The sequence below is a fragment of the Pseudomonas sp. Tri1 genome (assembly GCF_017968885.1).
Taxonomy (GTDB): Bacteria; Pseudomonadota; Gammaproteobacteria; order Pseudomonadales; family Pseudomonadaceae; genus Aquipseudomonas.
In genome coordinates, this window is record NZ_CP072913.1 from 5095597 (window position 1) to 5113830 (window position 18234).

Below are 18234 nucleotides of genomic sequence, written 5' to 3' on the forward strand. Positions count from 1 at the left end.
GGGACTTATGTACACCGCAGATCCAATGTGGGAGCGAGCTTGCTCGCGATGGCGCCAGCCGAATCGACCTAAATCCCACAGAGCTCACGCAACACCCCGGTATCCAAATGCCGCTCCACCAGATCCGCCAACCGCTCGATGTCCCGCTCGCGCAAGCCGTGGTAATCCACTGTTTGCACGTCCTGCAACCCGGCCCACCGCAACAACGCGCTGCTGGCCTGGGGCGACTCGAACAGCCCATGCAGGTAGGTGCCGAACACCTGTCCGTCGAGGCTCTGGGCGCCGTCGCAACGGCCGTCCTCCAGATGCACCGCCGGGTGTTCAAGGGCCGGGCCGGTGGTCACGCCCGCGTGAATTTCGTAGCCGCTAACCTCAGCCTCTTCCAAGGCCAATCGCCCGCGCACATTGCGCAGTTGTTTCTCATGTTCCAGGGTCGTTTCGAAGGCCAGCAGGCCCAGCCCGGCACTGGAACCCGCCGCACCTTCGAGCCCCAGCGGATCGTGGACCTGCTGGCCGAGCATCTGCAAACCGCCGCAGATGCCCAGCAACTTGCCGCCGTAGCGCAAGTGACGCTGGATCGCCGTGTCCCAACCGTTGGCGCGCAGGTAGGCCAGGTCGCTGCGCACGCTTTTCGAACCGGGCAGGATGATCAGGTCGGCCGGCGGGATGGTTTGGCCGGGGCCGATGAATTGCAGGTCGACCTGCGGGTGCAGGCGCAGCGGATCGAAATCGGTGTGGTTGCTGATGCGCGGCAAGACCGGCACCACCACTTTCAGCACTTGCTCGGCCTTGTCGATCTGACGTTGGTCGAGGCCGTCCTCGGCTTCCAGGTGCAGGTCCATCACGTAGGGCAATACGCCGATCACCGGTTTGCCGGTGCGCGCCTCCAGCCAGTCCAGGCCCGGTTGCAGCAAAGCGATGTCGCCACGAAAACGGTTGATGATGAAGCCCTTGACCCGCGCCTGTTCGCTGGGGGAAAGCAACTCCAGCGTGCCCACCAGATGGGCGAACACCCCGCCGCGATTGATATCGGCGATCAACAGCACCGGGCAGTCCACCGCCTCGGCAAAGCCCATGTTGGCGATGTCACCGGCGCGCAGGTTGATCTCGGCCGGCGAGCCGGCGCCTTCCACCATTACCACCGGATACGCCGCGCTCAAGCGCGCGTGGGAGGCCAGCACCGCTTGCATGGCGACGGCTTTGTAATCGTGATAAGCCACGGCGTTCATGGTGGTGACGGCGCGACCATGGATGATCACCTGGGCGCCGGTGTCGCTGTTGGGCTTGAGCAGCACCGGGTTCATGTCGGTGTGCGGTTCGAGCCCGGCGGCCTGGGCCTGCACGGCTTGGGCGCGACCGATTTCGCCGCCGTCGGCGGTCACGGCGCTGTTGAGGGCCATGTTCTGCGGCTTGAACGGCACCACGCTCACACCTTGGCGCCTGACCCAGCGGCACAGCGCCGTGACCAGAGTACTTTTGCCGGCATCGGAGGTGGTGCCCTGCACCATCACAGTGGTCATTGAATCTCCTTGGCGTAGGCTTCGAGCGCCTGTTCCAGACGCAAGAACTCGGCGTCATCCGCCGGAAGCCCGAAGCGCAGGCTGCTGTTGTTGGCAAACAAGCGCAGGAGAATGCCGCGATGGGCCATGAAATCGTGAAGGCCCACGGCATGTTCGGTGACCAGCCATTGGAACAATCCGCAGCCGCCCTGGGGTTTGAAGCCGTGGCGTTCCAGAGTCAGCGCCAGGCGTTGGCTGGTGGCTTCGCAGCGTTGCCGCTGGCGCGCGTGGGCGGCGGTGTCCAGCAGGCACGCCTGGCCCAACACCCGGGTCGGCCCGCTGACGGCCCACGGCCCGACTTGTTCGGCGAGCAACTTGAGCAACCGCCGCTCGGCCAAGACAAACCCCAGGCGGACCCCAGCCAAGCCAAAGAACTTGCCGAACGAACGCAGCACGATCAGCCCGACCTGATGGGTATGAGCGGCCAGGCTCAGCGGCGGCGTGATGTCCATAAAGGCCTCGTCCACCACCAGCCAGCCACCGCGCTGGGCCAGGCGGGCGTGCCAGTCGAGCAAGCGCTCAGGGTCCAGACTCAGGCCGGTGGGGTTGTTCGGGTTGACCACCACCAGCACGTCGAGGCTGTCGAGGAAGAAATCCACTTCCGACTCCAGCACTTCGCGCACGATGTAGCCGCTGCGGCGCCAGGCTTCGGCGTGCTCGGCGTAGCACGGCGAGAGCACGCCGACCTTGCCGGCCCGACGCAGACGCGGCAACAGCTGGATGGCCATCTGCGAACCGGCCACCGGCAGCACATCCAACGCACCGTAGTAATCGCAGGCGGCCTGCTCCAAGCCGTCATCGGTTTCCGGCAGGCGCGCCCAGGCTCGCAGGGGAATCGCCGGGACCTCGAATGGCCAAGGCGCCAGGCCGCTGGACAAGTCGAGCCAGTCGGCCTCGGCAATCCCGTATTGCCGGGCCGCGTTGCGCAGGCGTCCACCGTGCTCAAGCATAAAACTCAGCTCCCAGGCAGAGAATCAGCAACCACAACCATACCCCGCGCTGGACCAATTGCCAGCCGCGATCAATGGAATCGGCATTCGCCGGCACGCCCTCGCCCTCGCCCAGCGGTGGACGTTGGTGCAGTTCGCCGTGATACACCGCCGCGCCGCCCAGCTCGACGCCCAATGCGCCAGCACCGGCGGCCATCACCGGCCCGGCATTGGGGCTGTCCCAGGTCGGGCCCTGGCTGCGCCAGCATTTGAGCGCCAAGCGAGTTTGACCGAGCACGGCGTAGGTCAAAGCCACCAGACGTGCGGGAATGTAGTTGAGCACGTCGTCGATTTTCGCCGCTGCCCAGCCGAAGCGCTCGAAGCGTTCGTTGCGATAGCCCCACATAGCGTCGAGGGTATTGCTCAGCCGGTAGAGCACCACGCCGGGCGCACCGGCCACGGCGAACCAGAACAGCGCGGCAAACACCGCGTCGCTGCCGTTTTCCAGCACCGACTCGGTGGCGGCGCGGGCCACAGCGGTTTCATCCAGTTCAGCGGTTTCGCGGCTGACCAGATAGCCAACACGCTTGCGCGCCTCGTCCAGATCGCCGCTGCGCAGCGCCCGGGCCACCGGCTCGACATGTTCACCGAGGCTGCGCAGGCCGAGGGCGCAATACAATGCGAGGATGTCCACCAGCCAGCCCACCATCGGTGCCCAGGACAGGGCTGTGACCAGCAAGGTCAACGGCACCACAGCGATGATCCACGCCGTCACTCCGTGGCTGCGCCAGCCACGGCCGCCGGAATTGAAGCGTTGTTCGATACGGTCGGCAAAGCCGCCGAATGCCACCAACGGATGCCAGCGCCGGGGCTCGCCCAGCAGCGCATCCAGCGCCACTGCGGCGGCACTGAGCAACGCCACACTCATGGGCTCACTCCCCAATGGTTTTCATACAGCAGTTCATTCAGCGAACGCGGTTGCGCCCAGCCTTCCAGGGCAAGCATCGGCGCCGGGTAAAAAGCCTCGACCGGGCCCAGGCAGAGGATCGCCAGTGGCTTGGCGCCCGCCGGCAGGCCCAGCAGATCGGCCAGGGCCTGGGGTTCGAACAACGACACCCAGCCCATCCCCAACCCTTCGGCGCGGGAAGCCAGCCAAAGGTTCTGGATCGCGCAGGACAGCGAAGCCAGGTCCATTTCCGGCAAGGTCCGCCGACCGAAGATGTGCCGCTCGCGATCCTCCATCAACGCCGCCACCAGCACCTCGGCGCAATCGTCGATGCCTTCGACCTTGAGCTTCATGAATTCATCGCTGCGCTCACCCAGGGCCTCGGCGGTGCGGATGCGTTCCTGTTCCACCTGTTCACGGATCTGCCCGCGCAAGGCGCGGTCGCTGATGCGGATGAACCGCCAGGGTTGCATCAGGCCGACGCTGGGGGCCTGGTGCGCGGCTTCCAGCAGACGACGCAGCAAGGCCGGTTCGACCGTACCGCCGGTGAAGTGGCGCATGTCACGGCGCTCGGCGATGGCGCGGTAGATCGCATCGCGTTCGGCCTGGGAAAAAGCGGTATCTGTCATGGCCTCTTCGCGAGCAAGCTCGCTCCCACACTGGCTGGCGCTGCACTTGAGATCACTGGGTCCCCTGCGGGGGCGAGCTTGCTCGCGATAGCGGGCTCAAGTCCGGGCGCAAACAACGCGGCAATCGCCCTGGGATTGGACGGAAAATAAAAATGCACATAAGAAGCCGTCATCCGCCCCTGCCGGAAAACCGCCTCCGCTCCTCGCCCGCCATTCGGGCTATGGCCACGGGCAATCGGTTCAAGCTCGGTGCTGGTCAAGGAATGATGATAGGTGTGCCCACGCAGGGAACCTTCCGGCAAATCCACCGCTTGCAGCGCCAGGGCCGCCAGACGCTTTTGCATCTGCGCATCACCGGCGAGCAAACCCAGCAGTTCAGCACGGGTGCCGTCGACGTCGGTCAATGAATCGAGCAGATACAACATGCCGCCACATTCGGCGAGTAACGGTTTGTCGGCAGCGTGATGAGCCCGGATCGCCGCCAGCATCGGCGTGTTCCGGGCCAACGCAACGTGGTGCAATTCCGGATAACCGCCGGGCAGATAGAGGCTGTCCGCCTCGGGCAGTTCGGTGTCATGGATCGGCGAAAAGAAGCTCAGTTGCGCACCCATGGCCCGCAGCAGATCAAGGCTGGCGCCATAGGTGAAGGCAAACGCTTCGTCCCGGGCCACGGCGATACGCACACCGTCGAGCCACGGCTGCGGGGTAATCAGCTCAGGCGCGGCGAACGCCACCGCCGGCGGCAGCGCCACTTCACAACTGCCGGCCAAGGCCTCGGCTGCCGCGTCGAGGCGCAGGTCGAGGTCATTCAATTCGCTGGCCTGGACCAACCCGAGGTGACGGCTGGGTAATTCGATACCGGTTTCCCGGGACAGCGCGCCGTACCAACGCAGGCCTTCGGTGAGGCTGCCTTCGAGCAATTGCGCGTGGCGCAAGGTGCCGACGCGGTTGGCCAAGACCCCGGCGAACGGCAAGTCCGGCTGATAATGGGCCAGGCCCAAGGCCAGGGCGCCGAAGGTCTGGGCCATGGCCGTGCCATCGATCACCGCCAGCACCGGCACGCCAAAATGCCGCGCCAGATCGGCGCTGGACGGCGTGCCGTCGAACAACCCCATCACCCCTTCGATCAGGATCAGGTCCGCCTCGGCGGCGGCTTCCCACAACAGCCGGCGGCTTTCCTGCTCGCCGACCATCCACATATCCAATTGATAGACCGGCGCGCCGCTGGCCCGCTCCAGGATCATCGGGTCGAGGAAGTCCGGGCCGCACTTGAAGACGCGCACCTTACGCCCCTGGTTGCGATGCAAACGCGCCAGGGCCGCGGTGACGGTGGTCTTGCCCTGCCCCGAGGCCGGGGCGGCGATCAGCACCGCCGGGCAGTGGCGAGCATCACTCACAGTTCGACGCCTTTCTGCGCCTTGATGCCGGCCTGGAACGCGTGCTTGATCATGCCCATTTCGGTGACGGTGTCGGCCAGCTCGATCATCTCCGGCTTGGCACCACGCCCGGTCACCACCACATGCTGCATCGGTGGGCGGGCTTGCAGATCACTGAGGACTTGATCGAGGTCGAGGTAGCCGTGCTTGAGGGCGATATTCAATTCGTCGAGCACCACCAGGCCGATGGACGGATCGCTGAGCAATTGCCGCGATACAGCCCAGGCGGCCTCGGCGGCGGCGATGTCGCGCTGGCGATCCTGGGTTTCCCAAGTGAAGCCTTCGCCCATGACGTGAAAGCGCACCTGCTCCGGGAAGCGGCGGAAAAACAGCTCCTCACCGGTGCTGCTGCGGCCCTTGATGAACTGCACCACGCCGCATTGCATGCCGTGCCCCATGGACCGCGCCAGCATGCCAAACGCCGAGCTGCTCTTGCCCTTGCCGTTGCCGGTCAGCACCAGCAGCAGGCCGCATTCGTTCGGCGAGTTGGCGATGCGCTCGTCGATCACGGCTTTCTTGCGCAGCATGCGCGCCAGGTGGCGTTCGTCGCGATCGGGGGTGTCGGTCATGGAAGCTCTCCGTTGAGATTGGATAACGGCGGGCGGGCATAAAAAGGACGGCAGCGAGCCTGGCATCGCCCACCGTGATGCCGTTGGATGGATCAGGCCGGTCTCCGGGCTCATGAGCGGCGCAATGCCGGGCTGTGCGCCTTCCCATGTCGGCGACACAGTGGCTTAGGCACAGCGTTGACTCATTTACCGTTGCGGGGGCAGCGCCGGGTTCGTGTGCACTCACCGGCTTCCCTGTTTCACTCTGTCGACCGTGGTCACAGAGCACCTGAAACAAGCGGCGAAGGTTAGAGGGTTGGGGGTGGAGCGTCAATTAAAGCCGCCTGTCGGGGCAATCATTGGCGCCCATCAATAAAGTGACGCCAATCTTGTGTGATTCTGCGGCAAGTGATATCAAAGCGACACTACGACCCGATATCACAAAAACAAGAGGGCAAAGCATGCAAGGGATGATCATCAGCAATCCAAAACTGGAATTCCTGCGCCCGGTGCTGGAACGTTGGTTTGACTGCATCGATCGCTACAACGCCGTGCGGGGCGATAACGACACGCCTTACTGGTTCGATGAAAAAGCCAACCTCGGCTTGCTGTCGGCTGCCGCCTGGATGGCGGAGATGGTCACGCTGCAAAACACCCCGACCCGCAAGCAGAATGAAGAAGGCGAACGCAACGTCAGCGCCGATTTGTTCATCGCCAGCACCGATGAGCGCGCCTTCATCCAGGCCACGCAACGCTGGCCCAAGGTCAACAACCTGAACCTGACCCAACCCCTGTCCGAGGCCGCCAGCGATGCCAAGCGCATCAGCTATTCCAGCGACCTGAAGCTGGGCTGCCTGTTCGTCGCGCCGCAAAAAGCCCAGCAGAGCGCCACGCCCGAAGAACTGCAGGACATGATCGACGACTTGCAGAAGGAAAACACCTGCGCCGTGGCCTGGTACTTTCCCTATGCCTACCGCAAGTTGCGAAACGAGGCCGGTCAATACCATCCTGGCATCGCCATGCTGTTCAAACAGGCCCACGGTTGACTCAATCCACGCTAGAACCGCGGGAGAAACTGTGGGAGCGCGCTTGCTTGCGATAGCGGCGGGCCAGTCAATAACAATGCATCTGACGGACCGCTATCGCGAGCAAGCTCGCCCCCACAGGTCGCTTACCTGCTGACACGCGCCTGCAGTTGAACCATCGCATGCCTACGCTTCTCTATGAATAACTACATGCATTCATAGGGAAGCCAGCATGCTCAAGCCACCGCACCTCCTGATCGTCGCCCTTGCCACAGGGCTCGTCGCTTGTGGCGAGTCGTCCACGCTGCAAGTCTCCGACGGCACCGGTCCGGCGCCGAAACTGCCCGAACCGAACAAGACCCTGGTCCCGACCGTCAACATCGCCGAAGCGGTCGGCTGGCCCGACGGCGCCAAGCCCACCCCGGCTCAGGGCCTGCAGGTGGGCGCATTTGCCGAGGGCCTGGATCATCCGCGCTGGCTCTACGTATTACCCAACGGCGATGTGCTGGTGGCCGAAACCAATGCCCCGCCCAAGCCCGACGATGCCAAGGGTATCCGTGGCTGGGTGATGAAAAAAGTCATGGGCCGCGCCGGTGCCGGCGTACCCAGCCCCAACCGCATCACGCTACTGCGCGACACCAATCACGACGGCGTCGCTGAAACCCGAACGGTGTTCCTGGAGAACCTCAACTCGCCGTTCGGCATGACCCTGGTGGGCAATGACCTGTACGTGGCCGACACCGACCGGCTGATCCGCTTCCCCTACAAGGACGGGGACACGCAAATCAAGGCGCAGCCCACCAAGGTCGTCGATTTGCCGGGCGGCACCATCAATCACCACTGGACCAAAAACGTCATCGCCAGCCGCGACGGCAGCAAGCTGTACGTCACCACCGGCTCCAACAGCAACGTCGCGGAAAATGGCATGGAAGCTGAAGAAGGCCGCGCCGCCATCTGGGAAGTGGACCGTGCCAGCGGCAATCACCGCATCTTCGCCACGGGCCTGCGCAACCCCAACGGCCTGGCCTGGGAACCACGCAGTGGGGCGCTGTGGACAGCGGTGAACGAGCGGGATGAGATCGGCAGCGACCTGGTCCCGGACTACATAACCTCGGTCAAGGACGGCGCGTTCTATGGCTGGCCCTATAGCTATTACGGGCAACATGTCGATGCCCGCGTCGAACCGCAGAACCCGGCGCTGGTGGCCAAGGCCATCGCCCCGGACTACGCCGTCGGCCCCCATACCGCCTCACTGGGCTTGACCTTCGCCGAAGGCAGCGCCTTGCCCGCGCCGTTCACCGAAGGGGCTTTCATCGGGCAGCACGGGTCATGGAACCGCAAGCCCCACAGTGGTTATAAAGTGATTTTCGTACCGTTCAACGGCGGCAAGCCGGTGGGCCAACCCGTGGATGTACTGACTGGGTTCCTGAACGCCGACGAAAAAGCCCAGGGCCGGCCGGTGGGCGTGGTGATCGATAAACAGGGCGGGTTGTTGGTGGCCGATGATGTGGGGAACAAGATCTGGCGGGTGTCGGCTAAGTAACGCCTACACACCCTTGTGGCGCGGGGATCTGTGGGAGCAACAACTCAGGGATTACGCGCCAGATGCTCCGGCTGCAACACCCGCTTGGCGCTCAGATAGGCTTTCTGCCAATAGGCCTTGGACAGGCTGTCGAGCTTGACTGTACCGCCAGTGGCCGGCGCGTGGACGAAACGGCCCTCGCCGACATAGATGCCGGCGTGGCTGACCTGGGAGCCGCCGTTGGTGGCGAAGAAGATCAGGTCGCCGGTCTGCAACGCGTCCTTGCCGACATCGGGAGCGCGCATGCCGATCATTTCTCGAGTGGAACGCGGCAGGGAAATGCCAGCAGCGTCGCGGTAGACATAGCCGATCAGGCCACTGCAATCGAAACCCGAGTCCGGTGTGTTGCCGCCCCAGCGATACGGCGTGCCCACCAGGCCCAGGGCGCGGAAGAGCACGTCTTCGGCGGCCGGGGAAAAGGCTTGCGAGGGAGCAAAGACCACCGGTGCCCGTACGGGGGCTGGCGGCGGCGGAGTGCGGCTAGCGCAGGCGCTGAGTAGCGCGGCGAAACACATGAGAGCGAGGCGGGCCGACGTCGACATATGCAGAACAATCCTGATCTGGATGCGGCTTTTCTGCCGTGGGCATGAAAACAAATCCGCCTGCGTAATACGCAGGCGGATTGCCATCAATCAATGATCAAGGATTCTAGCGACTATGCGGCAAACTTCAAGTAAGACTTTAAGTTTGCCTTACAAACCGTGTGCTTACTTGCGAGCAGTCATCACAGTCGGTGCCATGGCGAGGGCGCGCTTGGCTTCGATGAAAGTCTTGTTCCAGTAGCTGTCGCCCAGGCTGTCGATGCGCACGCCACCGCTGCGGCGGCTGCTGGAATGGATGAACTGGTTGTCACCCAGGTAGATCCCGGCATGGCTGACGCGACCACGACGACCGTTGGTGCTGAAGAACAGCAAATCACCGGGTTCCAGTTGATTGCGAGCCACCAGGGGGGCATTCACGTTGATCATTTCGCGAGTGGAGCGCGGCAGGTTCATGCCAGCCTCTTCGCGGAACAGGTAACCGATGAAACCACTGCAATCGAAGCCGGCTTCAGAGGTACCGCCAAAACGGTAGCGGGTACCGATCAATGACATGCCGCGTTCCAGGATGCTGTCGGCCAGCACTGGAAGCTGATACGGCTTGCTGCCGGCGAAGGCCGCCAGCTCTTTATCGGAGGCCATTTCTTCCTGGAACGCAACGGAGGAAGACTGGGCGGTAACGGAGTTCTTGACCTGTGGTTGTGGCGCTTGCTGGGACACTGGAGAGTGGGCAGCGCAACCGAACAACAGGGTAACGAGTGCGAGAGGCACGAGGGGTGCGAAGCGATTTAGCATGGGCACGACCGTGGCTGAAGTAGTAAAGATGGCGAGACTATGCCTTCTATCAACCTCATTTGCAAATTCAATCGATGCAAATGTGACTTCTCGGTTTTACGTTTACATCTAAGCGCTTAAGCCCGTTTTGACCGTCATGCAGCCTGCAGCCCAGCAGGGCCGCGGGTTTCGTCGCGCCAAAACAAGGCTATGAGCCACTATTTGCAACGGTTCTACCAGCCCAGGGTTTCTTTCAAAAAAGGAATAGTCAGCTTGCGTTGAGCCTGGAGGGAGGCCTGGTCGAGACGTTCGAGCAATTCGAACAAGGCGCTCATGCTGCGGGTGCCACGGGTGAGAATGAAATGCCCGACTTCATCGGTCAGGTGCAGGCCACGCCGGGAAGCGCGCAGCTGCAAGGCGCGGAGTTTGTCTTCATCGGACAGCGGGCGCATCTGGAAAATCAGCGCCAGGGTGAGACGGGACTTGAGGTCCGCCAGTTTTACCGGCAGCTCGCGCGGCGAGGTCGAGGCGGCAATCAGCAGGCGCCGACCGCTGTCGCGTAACCGATTGAACAGATGAAACAGCGCCTCTTCCCAATCGGCCTTACCAGCCACCGCCTGGAGATCATCCAGGCAGACCAGTTCGTACTGTTCCAGGTTGTCGAGGATTTCAACGCCGCGATCCAGCAACTCCGCCAACGGCAGATACACCGCCGGCTCGCCCAACTGCTCGAAGCGCAGGCAAGCCGCCTGCAACAAGTGCGTGCGCCCTACCCCATCCTTGCCCCACAGGTAAATCAGGCTCTCGGTCCAGCCGGCGTCGGCTTCGCAAAGCCGCTCGACATAGCCGAGTGCAGCGGCATTGGCGCCTGGGTAGTAGTTGATAAAGGTGGCGTCATCACGCAGACGCACACCTAGGGGCAGCTGAATCGGTTTCATGCGGACTGAACAGTTCCCAAGGAACCGTTAGTGGCCTCTGTGTGAAGTGCGCAAAGTTTATACCCGTGGCGCGGACCGCACAATGCGCCGGACCACGAGCAAAATCAAAGGTTTGCAACGCCAGGACAGCGACGCGACGGTTTCCCTGACGCCAGGACGGCCGTCACGCCCGCCATTCGCCCTACAGATCAGGGTCTTCGGCGCCACTATAGATGTCCGAATCCTTGTACAAATCGTGCATATGGCGCACCAGCACCATGATCACCGCCGCCACCGGCAGCGCCAGCAGGATCCCGGTGAAACCGAACAACTCGCCACCGGCCAGGATCGCGAAGATCACCGCCACCGGGTGCAGGCCGATGCGATCGCCCACCAGCAACGGCGTCAGCACCATGCCCTCCAGGGCCTGGCCGACCATGAACACCGCAATGATGCCGATCATCGGGTACAAGTCGCCGCCAAACTGGAACAACCCGGCGACCAACGCCGCGCCAATCCCGATCACAAACCCCATGTACGGCACGATGGCCGCCAGCCCGGCGATCATGCCGATCAGCAGGCCCAACTCCAGCCCCACCAGCATCAACCCGGCCGCGTAGATGAAGCCCAGCGCCACCATCACCAGCAACTGCCCGCGCACGAACGCCCCGAGCACTTCGTGACATTCGCCGGTCAGGGTCATGATGCGTTCTTCACGGTGCCGTGGCAGCAGGCTGCGGATCTTGGCCATCATCAGGTCCCAATCCCGCAGCAGATAGAACGCCACCACCGGAATCAGCACAAGGTTCGCCAACCAACCGATCAAGGCCAGACCCGAGGCCGTGGCCTGGCTCAACACCACGCCAACGATGTCAGTGGTCTGCCCCATGTGCTCGCTGATGGCCGCCTTGACCTTGTCGAACTTCCAGAAACCGTCCGCCAACCCCAGCTTCGATTGCACCCACGGCACCGCGCTGTGCTGCAACCAGTCGAGCATCTGCGGCGCCAGTTCGTACAGACGCACCAATTGTTTGGCGAGCATCGGTATCAGCACCAGCAACAGGGCGCTCACAATCAGCGTGAACAGCGCAAACACCGCCACCACGCCCCAGGTCCGCGACAGGCCGAGTTTTTCCAGGCGATCCACCACCGGATCGAACAGGTAGGCCAACAGCAACGCAACCAGGAACGGCGTGAGGATCGGATGCAGCAAATAGATAAGCGCAATCAGCAGGGCGACCCCACCCAACCAGAACCAACGCCGCGTATCGCCCATGAACCACTCCTAGCTATATAAAGAAAGAAAACCTACCAGCGAAAGCGCAAGCTGGCAGTCGGTGCAGGGGTTGGTGCCGCGACCGGCGCCGAACCATCGACGGCTGGCTGGGCCACAGGCTCCGGCGCGACGGCCTCACCGGGCGGAATTTCCTGCAATTTCGCCAGGGCCAGTTGCGCTTTCAACTGTTCGGCGCTGCCATTGACCCGATAGACGATCCGGTCACCGTCAACCCGCTGCAATTGCCCACCAAACGGTTCGAGCAAACGCCCAAGCGCCGCATAACGCTCAAGGTTCATGCCCTGCACTTCCAACAATTGTTCGGTGGCCACGCCCGGCTTGGCGACGAAACGCGGCGCCAGGCGCTGGCTCACCGCCAACATCACCGCATCGGCCAGGGCGGTAGGGTCGGCGCCCTGGGCTGTGCCCTGCTCGCGCTGATCCCCCAGCCACAGGCGCCAGGTCCCATGCCACTGGCCGCCCTCTTCCTTGGCGTGGACCGCCAGCAAGGCGTCCGCCGCGTAGCGCTCCGAGGCCTCACGCAGCGGAGCAGGATCGTTGCCCTCCAGGTTCGGCGCGGTGGCGACGATCTGTTCGCTCAGGTCAGCCAACGGCAGGCGCAGCGGCAGGCCTCGGTGCTGGGCGGCGCGGCGCAGCGGTGCGGCACTGGCCTGGGCGTCGCCCACCAGGCTGGAACCCTCGGTCGAGTCGTTCAACCACCAACCCAGGATCGACGGCCGGTTCGCGCCCCACAGCGACAATCCCGCCGTACGCAAGGCCCGGTCCGTGCTCACCGGATCGAAGTCGACCTTGAGGCTTTCCGGCGGCCCGGCATCGTAGCCATATTGAAGAATGATCTGTTGCGGGTCCTTGCGGACCGCCGCCAGGCCAGGATTCTGCGCGGCCTTGGCGTCGCCGGTCAGGCGCAGCCCCAAGGTGTCCAGGGCGCGCAGGGTCGCCTGGTTACGCTCCTCCGGGGTCTGGTTGCTGACCGGCTCGAGCACTTGATAAAGGCCATTGAGGGTTTCGGCATGGCTCGCCAGGCTGATCAGCGACAAGCAGCCCACAGACAAGAATTTGAACAAACGCATGGAAGATTCCCGGACATAACGGCTGGAACAGGCCGTGTGAAGAAGATTGAGCATGGCTGTGACCACAGCACCCGGCAAAACATTCACACGCCCGATGGAAGTTTCGCCCTGTCATCACCATAACCGGTTACCGCTACACCTTATACAGACGCGCTACACAGTACCAATATAAGAAATATCGGTTTTTTTCCGTGGATATGTCCCTGCCCGTCGGCGCGAGGATGGCCGCTGCCCCTCAAGCCTGATAAAATCGCGCGCCTTCGCAGACCGGCAATGGCTGGGCACCCGGAATAATTCGTACAACGGTTATTCAATGGCCCCGGCGTCGGTCGTTACCCAGAAATCCCCCCTAAAGGCCTGGATCATGAGCAAGCAACCCTCCCTGAGCTACAAGGACGCCGGTGTAGACATCGACGCCGGTGAAGCATTGGTCGAACGCATCAAGAGCGTCGCCAAGCGCACTGCGCGTCCGGAAGTCATGGGCGGCCTGGGCGGTTTCGGCGCCCTCTGCGAGATCCCGGCCGGCTACAAGCAACCGGTGCTGGTCTCGGGCACCGACGGCGTCGGCACCAAGCTGCGCCTGGCACTGAACCTGAACAAGCACGACAGCATCGGCATCGACCTGGTGGCCATGTGCGTGAACGACCTGGTGGTCTGCGGTGCCGAGCCGCTGTTCTTCCTCGACTACTACGCCACCGGCAAACTCAATGTCGACACTGCCGCCCAGGTAGTGACCGGCATCGGCGCTGGCTGCGAATTGTCCGGCTGCTCCCTGGTCGGCGGCGAAACCGCTGAAATGCCGGGCATGTACGAAGGCGAAGACTACGACCTGGCCGGTTTCTGCGTCGGCGTCGTGGAGAAGGCCGAGATCATCGACGGCTCGAAAGTCGCCGCTGGCGACGCCCTGCTCGCCCTGCCGTCCTCCGGCCCGCACTCCAACGGCTACTCGCTGATCCGCAAGATCATCGAAGTCTCGGGTGCCGACATCGAGAACACGCAGCTCGACGGCAAGCCGCTGGCCGACCTGCTGATGGCCCCGACCCGCATCTACGTCAAGCCGCTGCTCAAGCTGATCAAGGACACCGGTGCCGTCAAGGCCATGGCCCACATCACCGGTGGCGGCCTGCTGGACAACATCCCCCGCGTACTGCCAAAAGGCGCCCAGGCCGTGGTCGACGTGGCAAGCTGGACCCGCCCGGCGGTGTTCGACTGGCTGCAAGAGAAAGGCAACGTCGATGAAACCGAAATGCACCGCGTGCTGAACTGCGGCGTGGGCATGGTCATCTGCGTGGCCCAGGAGCACGTCGAAACGGCCCTGAACGTACTGCGTGAAGCCGGCGAGCAGCCTTGGGTCATCGGCCAGATCGCCACCGCCGCCGAAGGCGCTGCCCAGGTAGAGCTGAAAAACCTTAAGGCGCACTGATGTCCGCAACCTGTGACGTGGTGGTGCTGCTGTCTGGCACCGGCAGCAACTTGCAGGCCTTGATCGACAGCACACGGATCGGTGACAGCCCGGTCCGTATCCGCGCGGTGATTTCCAACCGCGCCGATGCCTATGGCCTGCAACGCGCCAAGGACGCGGGGATCGACACCCGCGTCCTGGATCACAAGGCGTTCGAGGGCCGCGAAGCCTTCGACGCCGCACTGATCGAACAGATCGACACCTTCAATCCGCACCTGGTGGTACTGGCCGGCTTCATGCGCATCCTCAGCGCCGGTTTCGTGCGTCACTACCAGGGCCGCCTGTTCAATATCCACCCCTCGCTGTTGCCCAAATACAAAGGGTTACATACTCACCAGCGGGCGCTGGAGGCCGGAGACACGGAGCATGGCTGCTCGGTGCACTTTGTCACCGAGGAACTCGATGGCGGACCACTGGTCGTACAGGCAGTAATACCGGTAGAGTTGCACGACACGCCACAAAGCCTGGCGCAACGGGTTCACGCCCGCGAGCACCAGATCTACCCGATGGCCGTGCGTTGGTTTGCCGAAGGACGGCTGACCCTCGACGATCGCGGTGCCTCACTGGACGGCCAGTTACTCGCCGCCAGCGGCCATTTGATTCGATACTAGGAGATTTTATGCGTCGCGCCCTGCTCTTCGCTTGCGCTCTGCTGGCCTTGCCCCTGGCACAGGCTGCAGAACTTCAACCGTTCTCCGCCAGCTACACCGCCGACTGGAAACAGTTGCCCATGAGCGGCACCGCCGAGCGCAACCTGACCAAGGAGGCCAACGGCACCTGGAAGCTGAGCTTCAAGGCTTCGATGATGATCGCCAGCCTGACCGAAGAAAGCACGCTGACCCTGGACAAGGACACCCTGCTGCCACAGTCCTACCACTTCGAACGCGGTGGCCTGGGCAAAGCCAAGAAGGCCGACCTGGACTTCGACTGGAACACCAAGATGGTCACCGGCACCGATCGCGGCGATGCGGTCAAACTGCCGCTCAACCGTGGCATGGTCGATAAATCCACTTATCAGTTGGCCCTGCAGCACGACGTGGCGGCCGGCAAGAAAAGCATGAGCTACCAGGTCGTCGATGACGGCGAAGTCGATACCTATGACTTCCGCGTGCTGGGCTCGGAAAAGGTCGACACCAAGGCTGGCCAGATCGACGCGATCAAGGTCGAGCGCGTGCGCGACCCGACACAAAGCAAACGCATCACCGTGCTCTGGTTCGCCAAGGACTGGGACTACCTGCTGGTGCGCCTGCAACAGGTCGAGACCGATGGCAAGGAGTACAACATCATGCTCCTGGACGGCACGGTCAACGGCAAGGCTGTGAAAGGCAGCTGAACCAAGTTGATAACAAGAAGCCCCGCAGATGCGGGGCTTCTTTTTGCCTGGGCTTCCTGATCACCCAAATGAACCTGCGGGCAATGAACCTGTGGGAGCGAGCTTGCTCGCGATAGCGGTAGGCCAGCCAGCAGAGATGTTGACTGATACACCGCTATCGCGAGCAAGCTCGCTCCCACAGGTTTTTGCATTTACCGAAGAGTTACCTCCAACATGAAAATTTCTTCATGAACGCCCCCTGCGACCGAATGCCGCGCACTACGTGGCCTGCAGGATTGCTGCGATTTTAATGAAAACTTCTTAACGCGCCGAAGCATTTACTTAGCAGGCTATCCAAATCTATAACAAAGTCCTGCACACGCCTTGCTGCAGATAACAGAGATTGGAGCTTGCAAGATGACTGTGAAAGTAACTGAACGCGACGACGCCCACATGTCCCACGAAGGTATTGCCGCCGGTATCCGGATCTGGGATGTGCATCAACAGGATTTGCTGGTGGGGATGTTCCACTCCGAGACCGATGCCCATAGCTACAAGGCTGAGCTGGAACGCGAGGAAAGGCTGCGCTCGCGGGAGATGGCGGAATCGTAAGAATTGGCGATGAAAATCCTGTGGGAGCGAGCTTGCTCGCGATAGCGGTCTATCAGTGACAGAGATGTTGACTGATACGACGCTATCGCGAGCAAGCTCGCTCCCACAGGTTTTGTGTTTCAGCTCAATGGCATTGCGCCCTGCTTACCACATCAAATCATCCGGAATCTGATACGCCGCGTACGGATCATCCGCATCCACTTCTTCGGTCTGGGTGTTGAGCTGGACGATGCGCTTGGGATCGCGTTCCTGGATTTTCAGGGCCGCTTCGCGAGGGATCACTTCGTAGCCGCCGGCATGATGGACGATCGCCAGCGAGCCGCTGCTCAGCTTGTTGCGCATCAGGGTGTTGACCGAGAGGCGCTTGACCTTCTTGTCGTCGACGAAGTTGTAATAGTCCTCGGTGGTCAGCTTCGGCAGGCGCGAAGCTTCGATCAATTGCTTGATCTGTGCGGCCCGGGCCTTCTGCTCGGCCTTTTCCTGCTGCTGGCGGTTGAGTTCCTGGTCGCGCTTGACCTTCTCGGCCATGGCCTCCTGGGCCGCGCGCTGCTGGGAGTCATCCAGCTCGATCTGGCCCTTGTGGGCCAGGCGCTGCTGCTTCTGTTTTTCTTTGCTGACCTGCTTGGCCTGCTTTTGGTTGACCAGCCCTGCTTTGAGCAACTGGTCGCGAAGGGAAAGGCTCATGGTGCTTACTCACTTAGGCAACGGCCTCAGCCACAGCTGGGCAAATTCTTTTCCTGACGTTTGGCTTCGCCCCACAAGGCGTCCAACTCTTCGAGGGTGCAATCTTCCATGGGACGGTGGGTATCGCGCAATGCCTGTTCGATAAATCGGAAACGTCGTTCGAATTTCCCGTTGGCCCCACGCAGGGCCGTTTCCGGGTCAACTTTGAGGTGGCGAGCCAGGTTCACCACACTGAACAGCAGATCGCCGATCTCATCGCTGACGGCCTCCGGGTCATTGTCGGCCATGGCTTCGAGCACTTCGTCCAGTTCCTCGCGGACTTTGTCGAGCACCGGCAACGGGCCTGGCCAGTCGAAACCGACCTGACCGGCACGCTTCTGCAACTTCGCCGAGCGGGATAAAGCCGGCAAGGCCGCCGGCACATCGTCGAGCAACGACAACTGCTCCGGCGCCGAGGCTTTCTCGGCCCGCTCATCGGCCTTGATTTCTTCCCAGCGCTGCTTGACCTGTTCTTCGCTCAGGCGCGGGATATCCACAGGCGCGTACAGGTCACCGGTAGGAAATACATGGGGATGGCGGCGGATCAGCTTGCGGGTGATGCTGTCGACCACACCAGCGAATTCGAAGCGGTTTTCTTCCCGGGCCAATTGGCTGTAATACACCACCTGGAACAACAGGTCGCCCAACTCGCCCTGCAAGTGATCGAAGTCGCCGCGCTCGATGGCATCGGCCACTTCGTAGGCTTCTTCCAGGGTATGGGGAACGATGGTCGCGTAGGTTTGCTTGATGTCCCATGGGCAGCCGTACTGCGGGTCACGCAGGCGGTTCATCAGGTGGAGCAGGTCTTCAAGGCTGTACATCAATCCATCCCATCACAAAAAAACCTGTGGGAGCGAGCTCGCTCCCACATTTT

General features: G+C 62.5%; 19 protein-coding genes and 1 riboswitch. Of the genes, 6 read left to right on the forward strand and 13 right to left on the reverse strand.

The window, feature by feature from the left end; all coding sequences use genetic code 11:
* Positions 1-68: 68 nt before the first annotated feature.
* Genes J9870_RS21995 through cobO form a run of 6 tightly spaced genes read right to left on the reverse strand, consistent with a single transcriptional unit; the run spans position 69 to position 6068 of the window.
* A complete protein-coding gene (locus tag J9870_RS21995) occupies positions 69-1520 on the reverse strand; it encodes a cobyric acid synthase (RefSeq protein ID WP_210640058.1) in 1452 nt (483 codons plus the stop codon).
* Positions 1517-2509, reverse strand: a complete 993-nt coding sequence (gene cobD, locus J9870_RS22000; RefSeq protein ID WP_210640060.1) for a threonine-phosphate decarboxylase CobD — start codon at positions 2507-2509, stop codon at positions 1517-1519. The genes J9870_RS21995 and cobD overlap by 4 nt, the downstream gene beginning before the upstream one ends.
* Positions 2502-3416 (reverse strand): adenosylcobinamide-phosphate synthase CbiB, encoded by a 915-nt coding sequence (gene cbiB / locus J9870_RS22005; protein WP_210640062.1) that lies wholly within the window; start codon positions 3414-3416, stop codon positions 2502-2504. The genes cobD and cbiB overlap by 8 nt, the downstream gene beginning before the upstream one ends.
* On the reverse strand, positions 3413-4063 hold the full coding sequence (bluB, locus tag J9870_RS22010) for a 5,6-dimethylbenzimidazole synthase (protein WP_210640064.1): 651 nt from the start codon (positions 4061-4063) through the stop codon (positions 3413-3415). Before bluB ends, cbiB begins: the two co-directional genes overlap by 4 nt.
* A complete protein-coding gene (locus tag J9870_RS22015) occupies positions 4060-5460 on the reverse strand; it encodes a cobyrinate a,c-diamide synthase (protein WP_210640071.1) in 1401 nt (466 codons plus the stop codon). The genes bluB and J9870_RS22015 overlap by 4 nt, the downstream gene beginning before the upstream one ends.
* Positions 5457-6068 carry a cob(I)yrinic acid a,c-diamide adenosyltransferase gene (gene cobO, locus J9870_RS22020; RefSeq protein WP_210640073.1) on the reverse strand — a complete coding sequence of 204 codons (612 nt, stop codon included), beginning with the start codon at positions 6066-6068 and terminating at the stop codon, positions 5457-5459. The genes J9870_RS22015 and cobO overlap by 4 nt, the downstream gene beginning before the upstream one ends.
* 77 nt (positions 6069-6145) lie before the next feature.
* Positions 6146-6355: riboswitch (cobalamin riboswitch) on the reverse strand.
* 153 nt (positions 6356-6508) lie between these two features.
* Here cobO and J9870_RS22025 point away from each other — a divergent pair.
* Together J9870_RS22025 and J9870_RS22030 are read left to right on the forward strand one after the other, a co-directional pair.
* Positions 6509-7093 carry a hypothetical protein gene (locus tag J9870_RS22025; protein WP_210640076.1) on the forward strand — a complete coding sequence of 195 codons (585 nt, stop codon included), beginning with the start codon at positions 6509-6511 and terminating at the stop codon, positions 7091-7093.
* Positions 7094-7304: 211 nt separating this feature from the next.
* Complete coding sequence (locus J9870_RS22030; protein ID WP_210640077.1) at positions 7305-8615, forward strand: sorbosone dehydrogenase family protein; 1311 nt, start codon at positions 7305-7307, stop codon at positions 8613-8615.
* Positions 8616-8659: 44 nt separating this feature from the next.
* On the opposite strand, the gene J9870_RS22035 is transcribed toward J9870_RS22030, so the two are convergent.
* From J9870_RS22035 to J9870_RS22055, 5 genes are all read right to left on the reverse strand, one after another.
* Positions 8660-9196 (reverse strand): C40 family peptidase, encoded by a 537-nt coding sequence (locus J9870_RS22035; protein ID WP_210640079.1) that lies wholly within the window; start codon positions 9194-9196, stop codon positions 8660-8662.
* A 165-nt stretch (positions 9197-9361) separates the two neighbouring features.
* The gene (locus tag J9870_RS22040) at positions 9362-9988 is read right to left on the reverse strand and encodes an NlpC/P60 family protein (protein ID WP_210640081.1); all 627 of its coding nucleotides are present in this window, start codon (positions 9986-9988) and stop codon (positions 9362-9364) included.
* 212 nt (positions 9989-10200) lie between these two features.
* Positions 10201-10905, reverse strand: coding sequence for a DnaA regulatory inactivator Hda (gene hda / locus J9870_RS22045; protein WP_003178999.1), 705 nt, complete (start codon positions 10903-10905; stop codon positions 10201-10203).
* 181 nt (positions 10906-11086) lie between these two features.
* Complete coding sequence (locus J9870_RS22050; protein WP_210640082.1) at positions 11087-12160, reverse strand: AI-2E family transporter; 1074 nt, start codon at positions 12158-12160, stop codon at positions 11087-11089.
* 32 nt (positions 12161-12192) lie between these two features.
* Complete coding sequence (locus J9870_RS22055) at positions 12193-13251, reverse strand: DUF2066 domain-containing protein (RefSeq protein ID WP_210640084.1); 1059 nt, start codon at positions 13249-13251, stop codon at positions 12193-12195.
* A 364-nt stretch (positions 13252-13615) separates the two neighbouring features.
* Here J9870_RS22055 and purM point away from each other — a divergent pair, with 364 nt between their 5' ends.
* The 4 genes from purM (at position 13616) to J9870_RS22075 (ending at position 16637) form a co-directional block, all read left to right on the forward strand.
* Positions 13616-14674: a phosphoribosylformylglycinamidine cyclo-ligase gene (purM, locus tag J9870_RS22060; protein WP_003204658.1), complete on the forward strand. Its 1059-nt coding sequence runs from the start codon at positions 13616-13618 to the stop codon at positions 14672-14674.
* On the forward strand, positions 14674-15324 hold the full coding sequence (gene purN, locus J9870_RS22065) for a phosphoribosylglycinamide formyltransferase (protein ID WP_210640086.1): 651 nt from the start codon (positions 14674-14676) through the stop codon (positions 15322-15324). The genes purM and purN overlap by 1 nt, the downstream gene beginning before the upstream one ends.
* Positions 15325-15332: 8 nt before the next feature.
* Complete coding sequence (locus tag J9870_RS22070; protein WP_134925419.1) at positions 15333-16046, forward strand: DUF3108 domain-containing protein; 714 nt, start codon at positions 15333-15335, stop codon at positions 16044-16046.
* A gap of 396 nt (positions 16047-16442) precedes the next feature.
* Entirely contained in the window at positions 16443-16637 is a 195-nt protein-coding gene (locus J9870_RS22075; RefSeq protein WP_025215049.1) for a hypothetical protein, read from the forward strand.
* Between the two features lie 144 nt (positions 16638-16781).
* Here J9870_RS22075 and J9870_RS22080 read toward each other — a convergent pair whose 3' ends face one another.
* Together J9870_RS22080 and mazG are read right to left on the reverse strand one after the other, a co-directional pair.
* A complete protein-coding gene (locus tag J9870_RS22080; RefSeq protein ID WP_210640088.1) occupies positions 16782-17321 on the reverse strand; it encodes a DUF2058 domain-containing protein in 540 nt (179 codons plus the stop codon).
* A gap of 26 nt (positions 17322-17347) precedes the next feature.
* The gene (mazG, locus tag J9870_RS22085; RefSeq protein WP_210640090.1) at positions 17348-18181 is read right to left on the reverse strand and encodes a nucleoside triphosphate pyrophosphohydrolase; all 834 of its coding nucleotides are present in this window, start codon (positions 18179-18181) and stop codon (positions 17348-17350) included.
* Positions 18182-18234 lie beyond the last annotated feature (53 nt).

Excerpts from the sequence above, each read along its gene's own strand:
- J9870_RS21995 (WP_210640058.1), bottom strand. The coding sequence starts at position 1,520 with ATGACCACTGTGATGGTGCAGGGCACCACCTCCGATGCCGGCAAAAGT.
- cobD (WP_210640060.1), bottom strand. The coding sequence starts at position 2,509 with ATGCTTGAGCACGGTGGACGCCTGCGCAACGCGGCCCGGCAATACGGG.
- cbiB (WP_210640062.1), bottom strand. The coding sequence starts at position 3,416 with ATGAGTGTGGCGTTGCTCAGTGCCGCCGCAGTGGCGCTGGATGCGCTG.
- bluB (WP_210640064.1), bottom strand. The coding sequence starts at position 4,063 with ATGACAGATACCGCTTTTTCCCAGGCCGAACGCGATGCGATCTACCGC.
- cobO (WP_210640073.1), bottom strand. The coding sequence starts at position 6,068 with ATGACCGACACCCCCGATCGCGACGAACGCCACCTGGCGCGCATGCTG.
- J9870_RS22025 (WP_210640076.1), top strand. The coding sequence starts at position 6,509 with ATGCAAGGGATGATCATCAGCAATCCAAAACTGGAATTCCTGCGCCCG.
- J9870_RS22030 (WP_210640077.1), top strand. The coding sequence starts at position 7,305 with ATGCTCAAGCCACCGCACCTCCTGATCGTCGCCCTTGCCACAGGGCTC.
- J9870_RS22035 (WP_210640079.1), bottom strand. The coding sequence starts at position 9,196 with ATGTCGACGTCGGCCCGCCTCGCTCTCATGTGTTTCGCCGCGCTACTC.
- J9870_RS22040 (WP_210640081.1), bottom strand. The coding sequence starts at position 9,988 with ATGCTAAATCGCTTCGCACCCCTCGTGCCTCTCGCACTCGTTACCCTG.
- hda (WP_003178999.1), bottom strand. The coding sequence starts at position 10,905 with ATGAAACCGATTCAGCTGCCCCTAGGTGTGCGTCTGCGTGATGACGCC.
- J9870_RS22050 (WP_210640082.1), bottom strand. The coding sequence starts at position 12,160 with ATGGGCGATACGCGGCGTTGGTTCTGGTTGGGTGGGGTCGCCCTGCTG.
- J9870_RS22055 (WP_210640084.1), bottom strand. The coding sequence starts at position 13,251 with ATGCGTTTGTTCAAATTCTTGTCTGTGGGCTGCTTGTCGCTGATCAGC.
- purM (WP_003204658.1), top strand. The coding sequence starts at position 13,616 with ATGAGCAAGCAACCCTCCCTGAGCTACAAGGACGCCGGTGTAGACATC.
- purN (WP_210640086.1), top strand. The coding sequence starts at position 14,674 with ATGTCCGCAACCTGTGACGTGGTGGTGCTGCTGTCTGGCACCGGCAGC.
- J9870_RS22070 (WP_134925419.1), top strand. The coding sequence starts at position 15,333 with ATGCGTCGCGCCCTGCTCTTCGCTTGCGCTCTGCTGGCCTTGCCCCTG.
- J9870_RS22075 (WP_025215049.1), top strand. The coding sequence starts at position 16,443 with ATGACTGTGAAAGTAACTGAACGCGACGACGCCCACATGTCCCACGAA.
- J9870_RS22080 (WP_210640088.1), bottom strand. The coding sequence starts at position 17,321 with ATGAGCCTTTCCCTTCGCGACCAGTTGCTCAAAGCAGGGCTGGTCAAC.
- mazG (WP_210640090.1), bottom strand. The coding sequence starts at position 18,181 with ATGTACAGCCTTGAAGACCTGCTCCACCTGATGAACCGCCTGCGTGAC.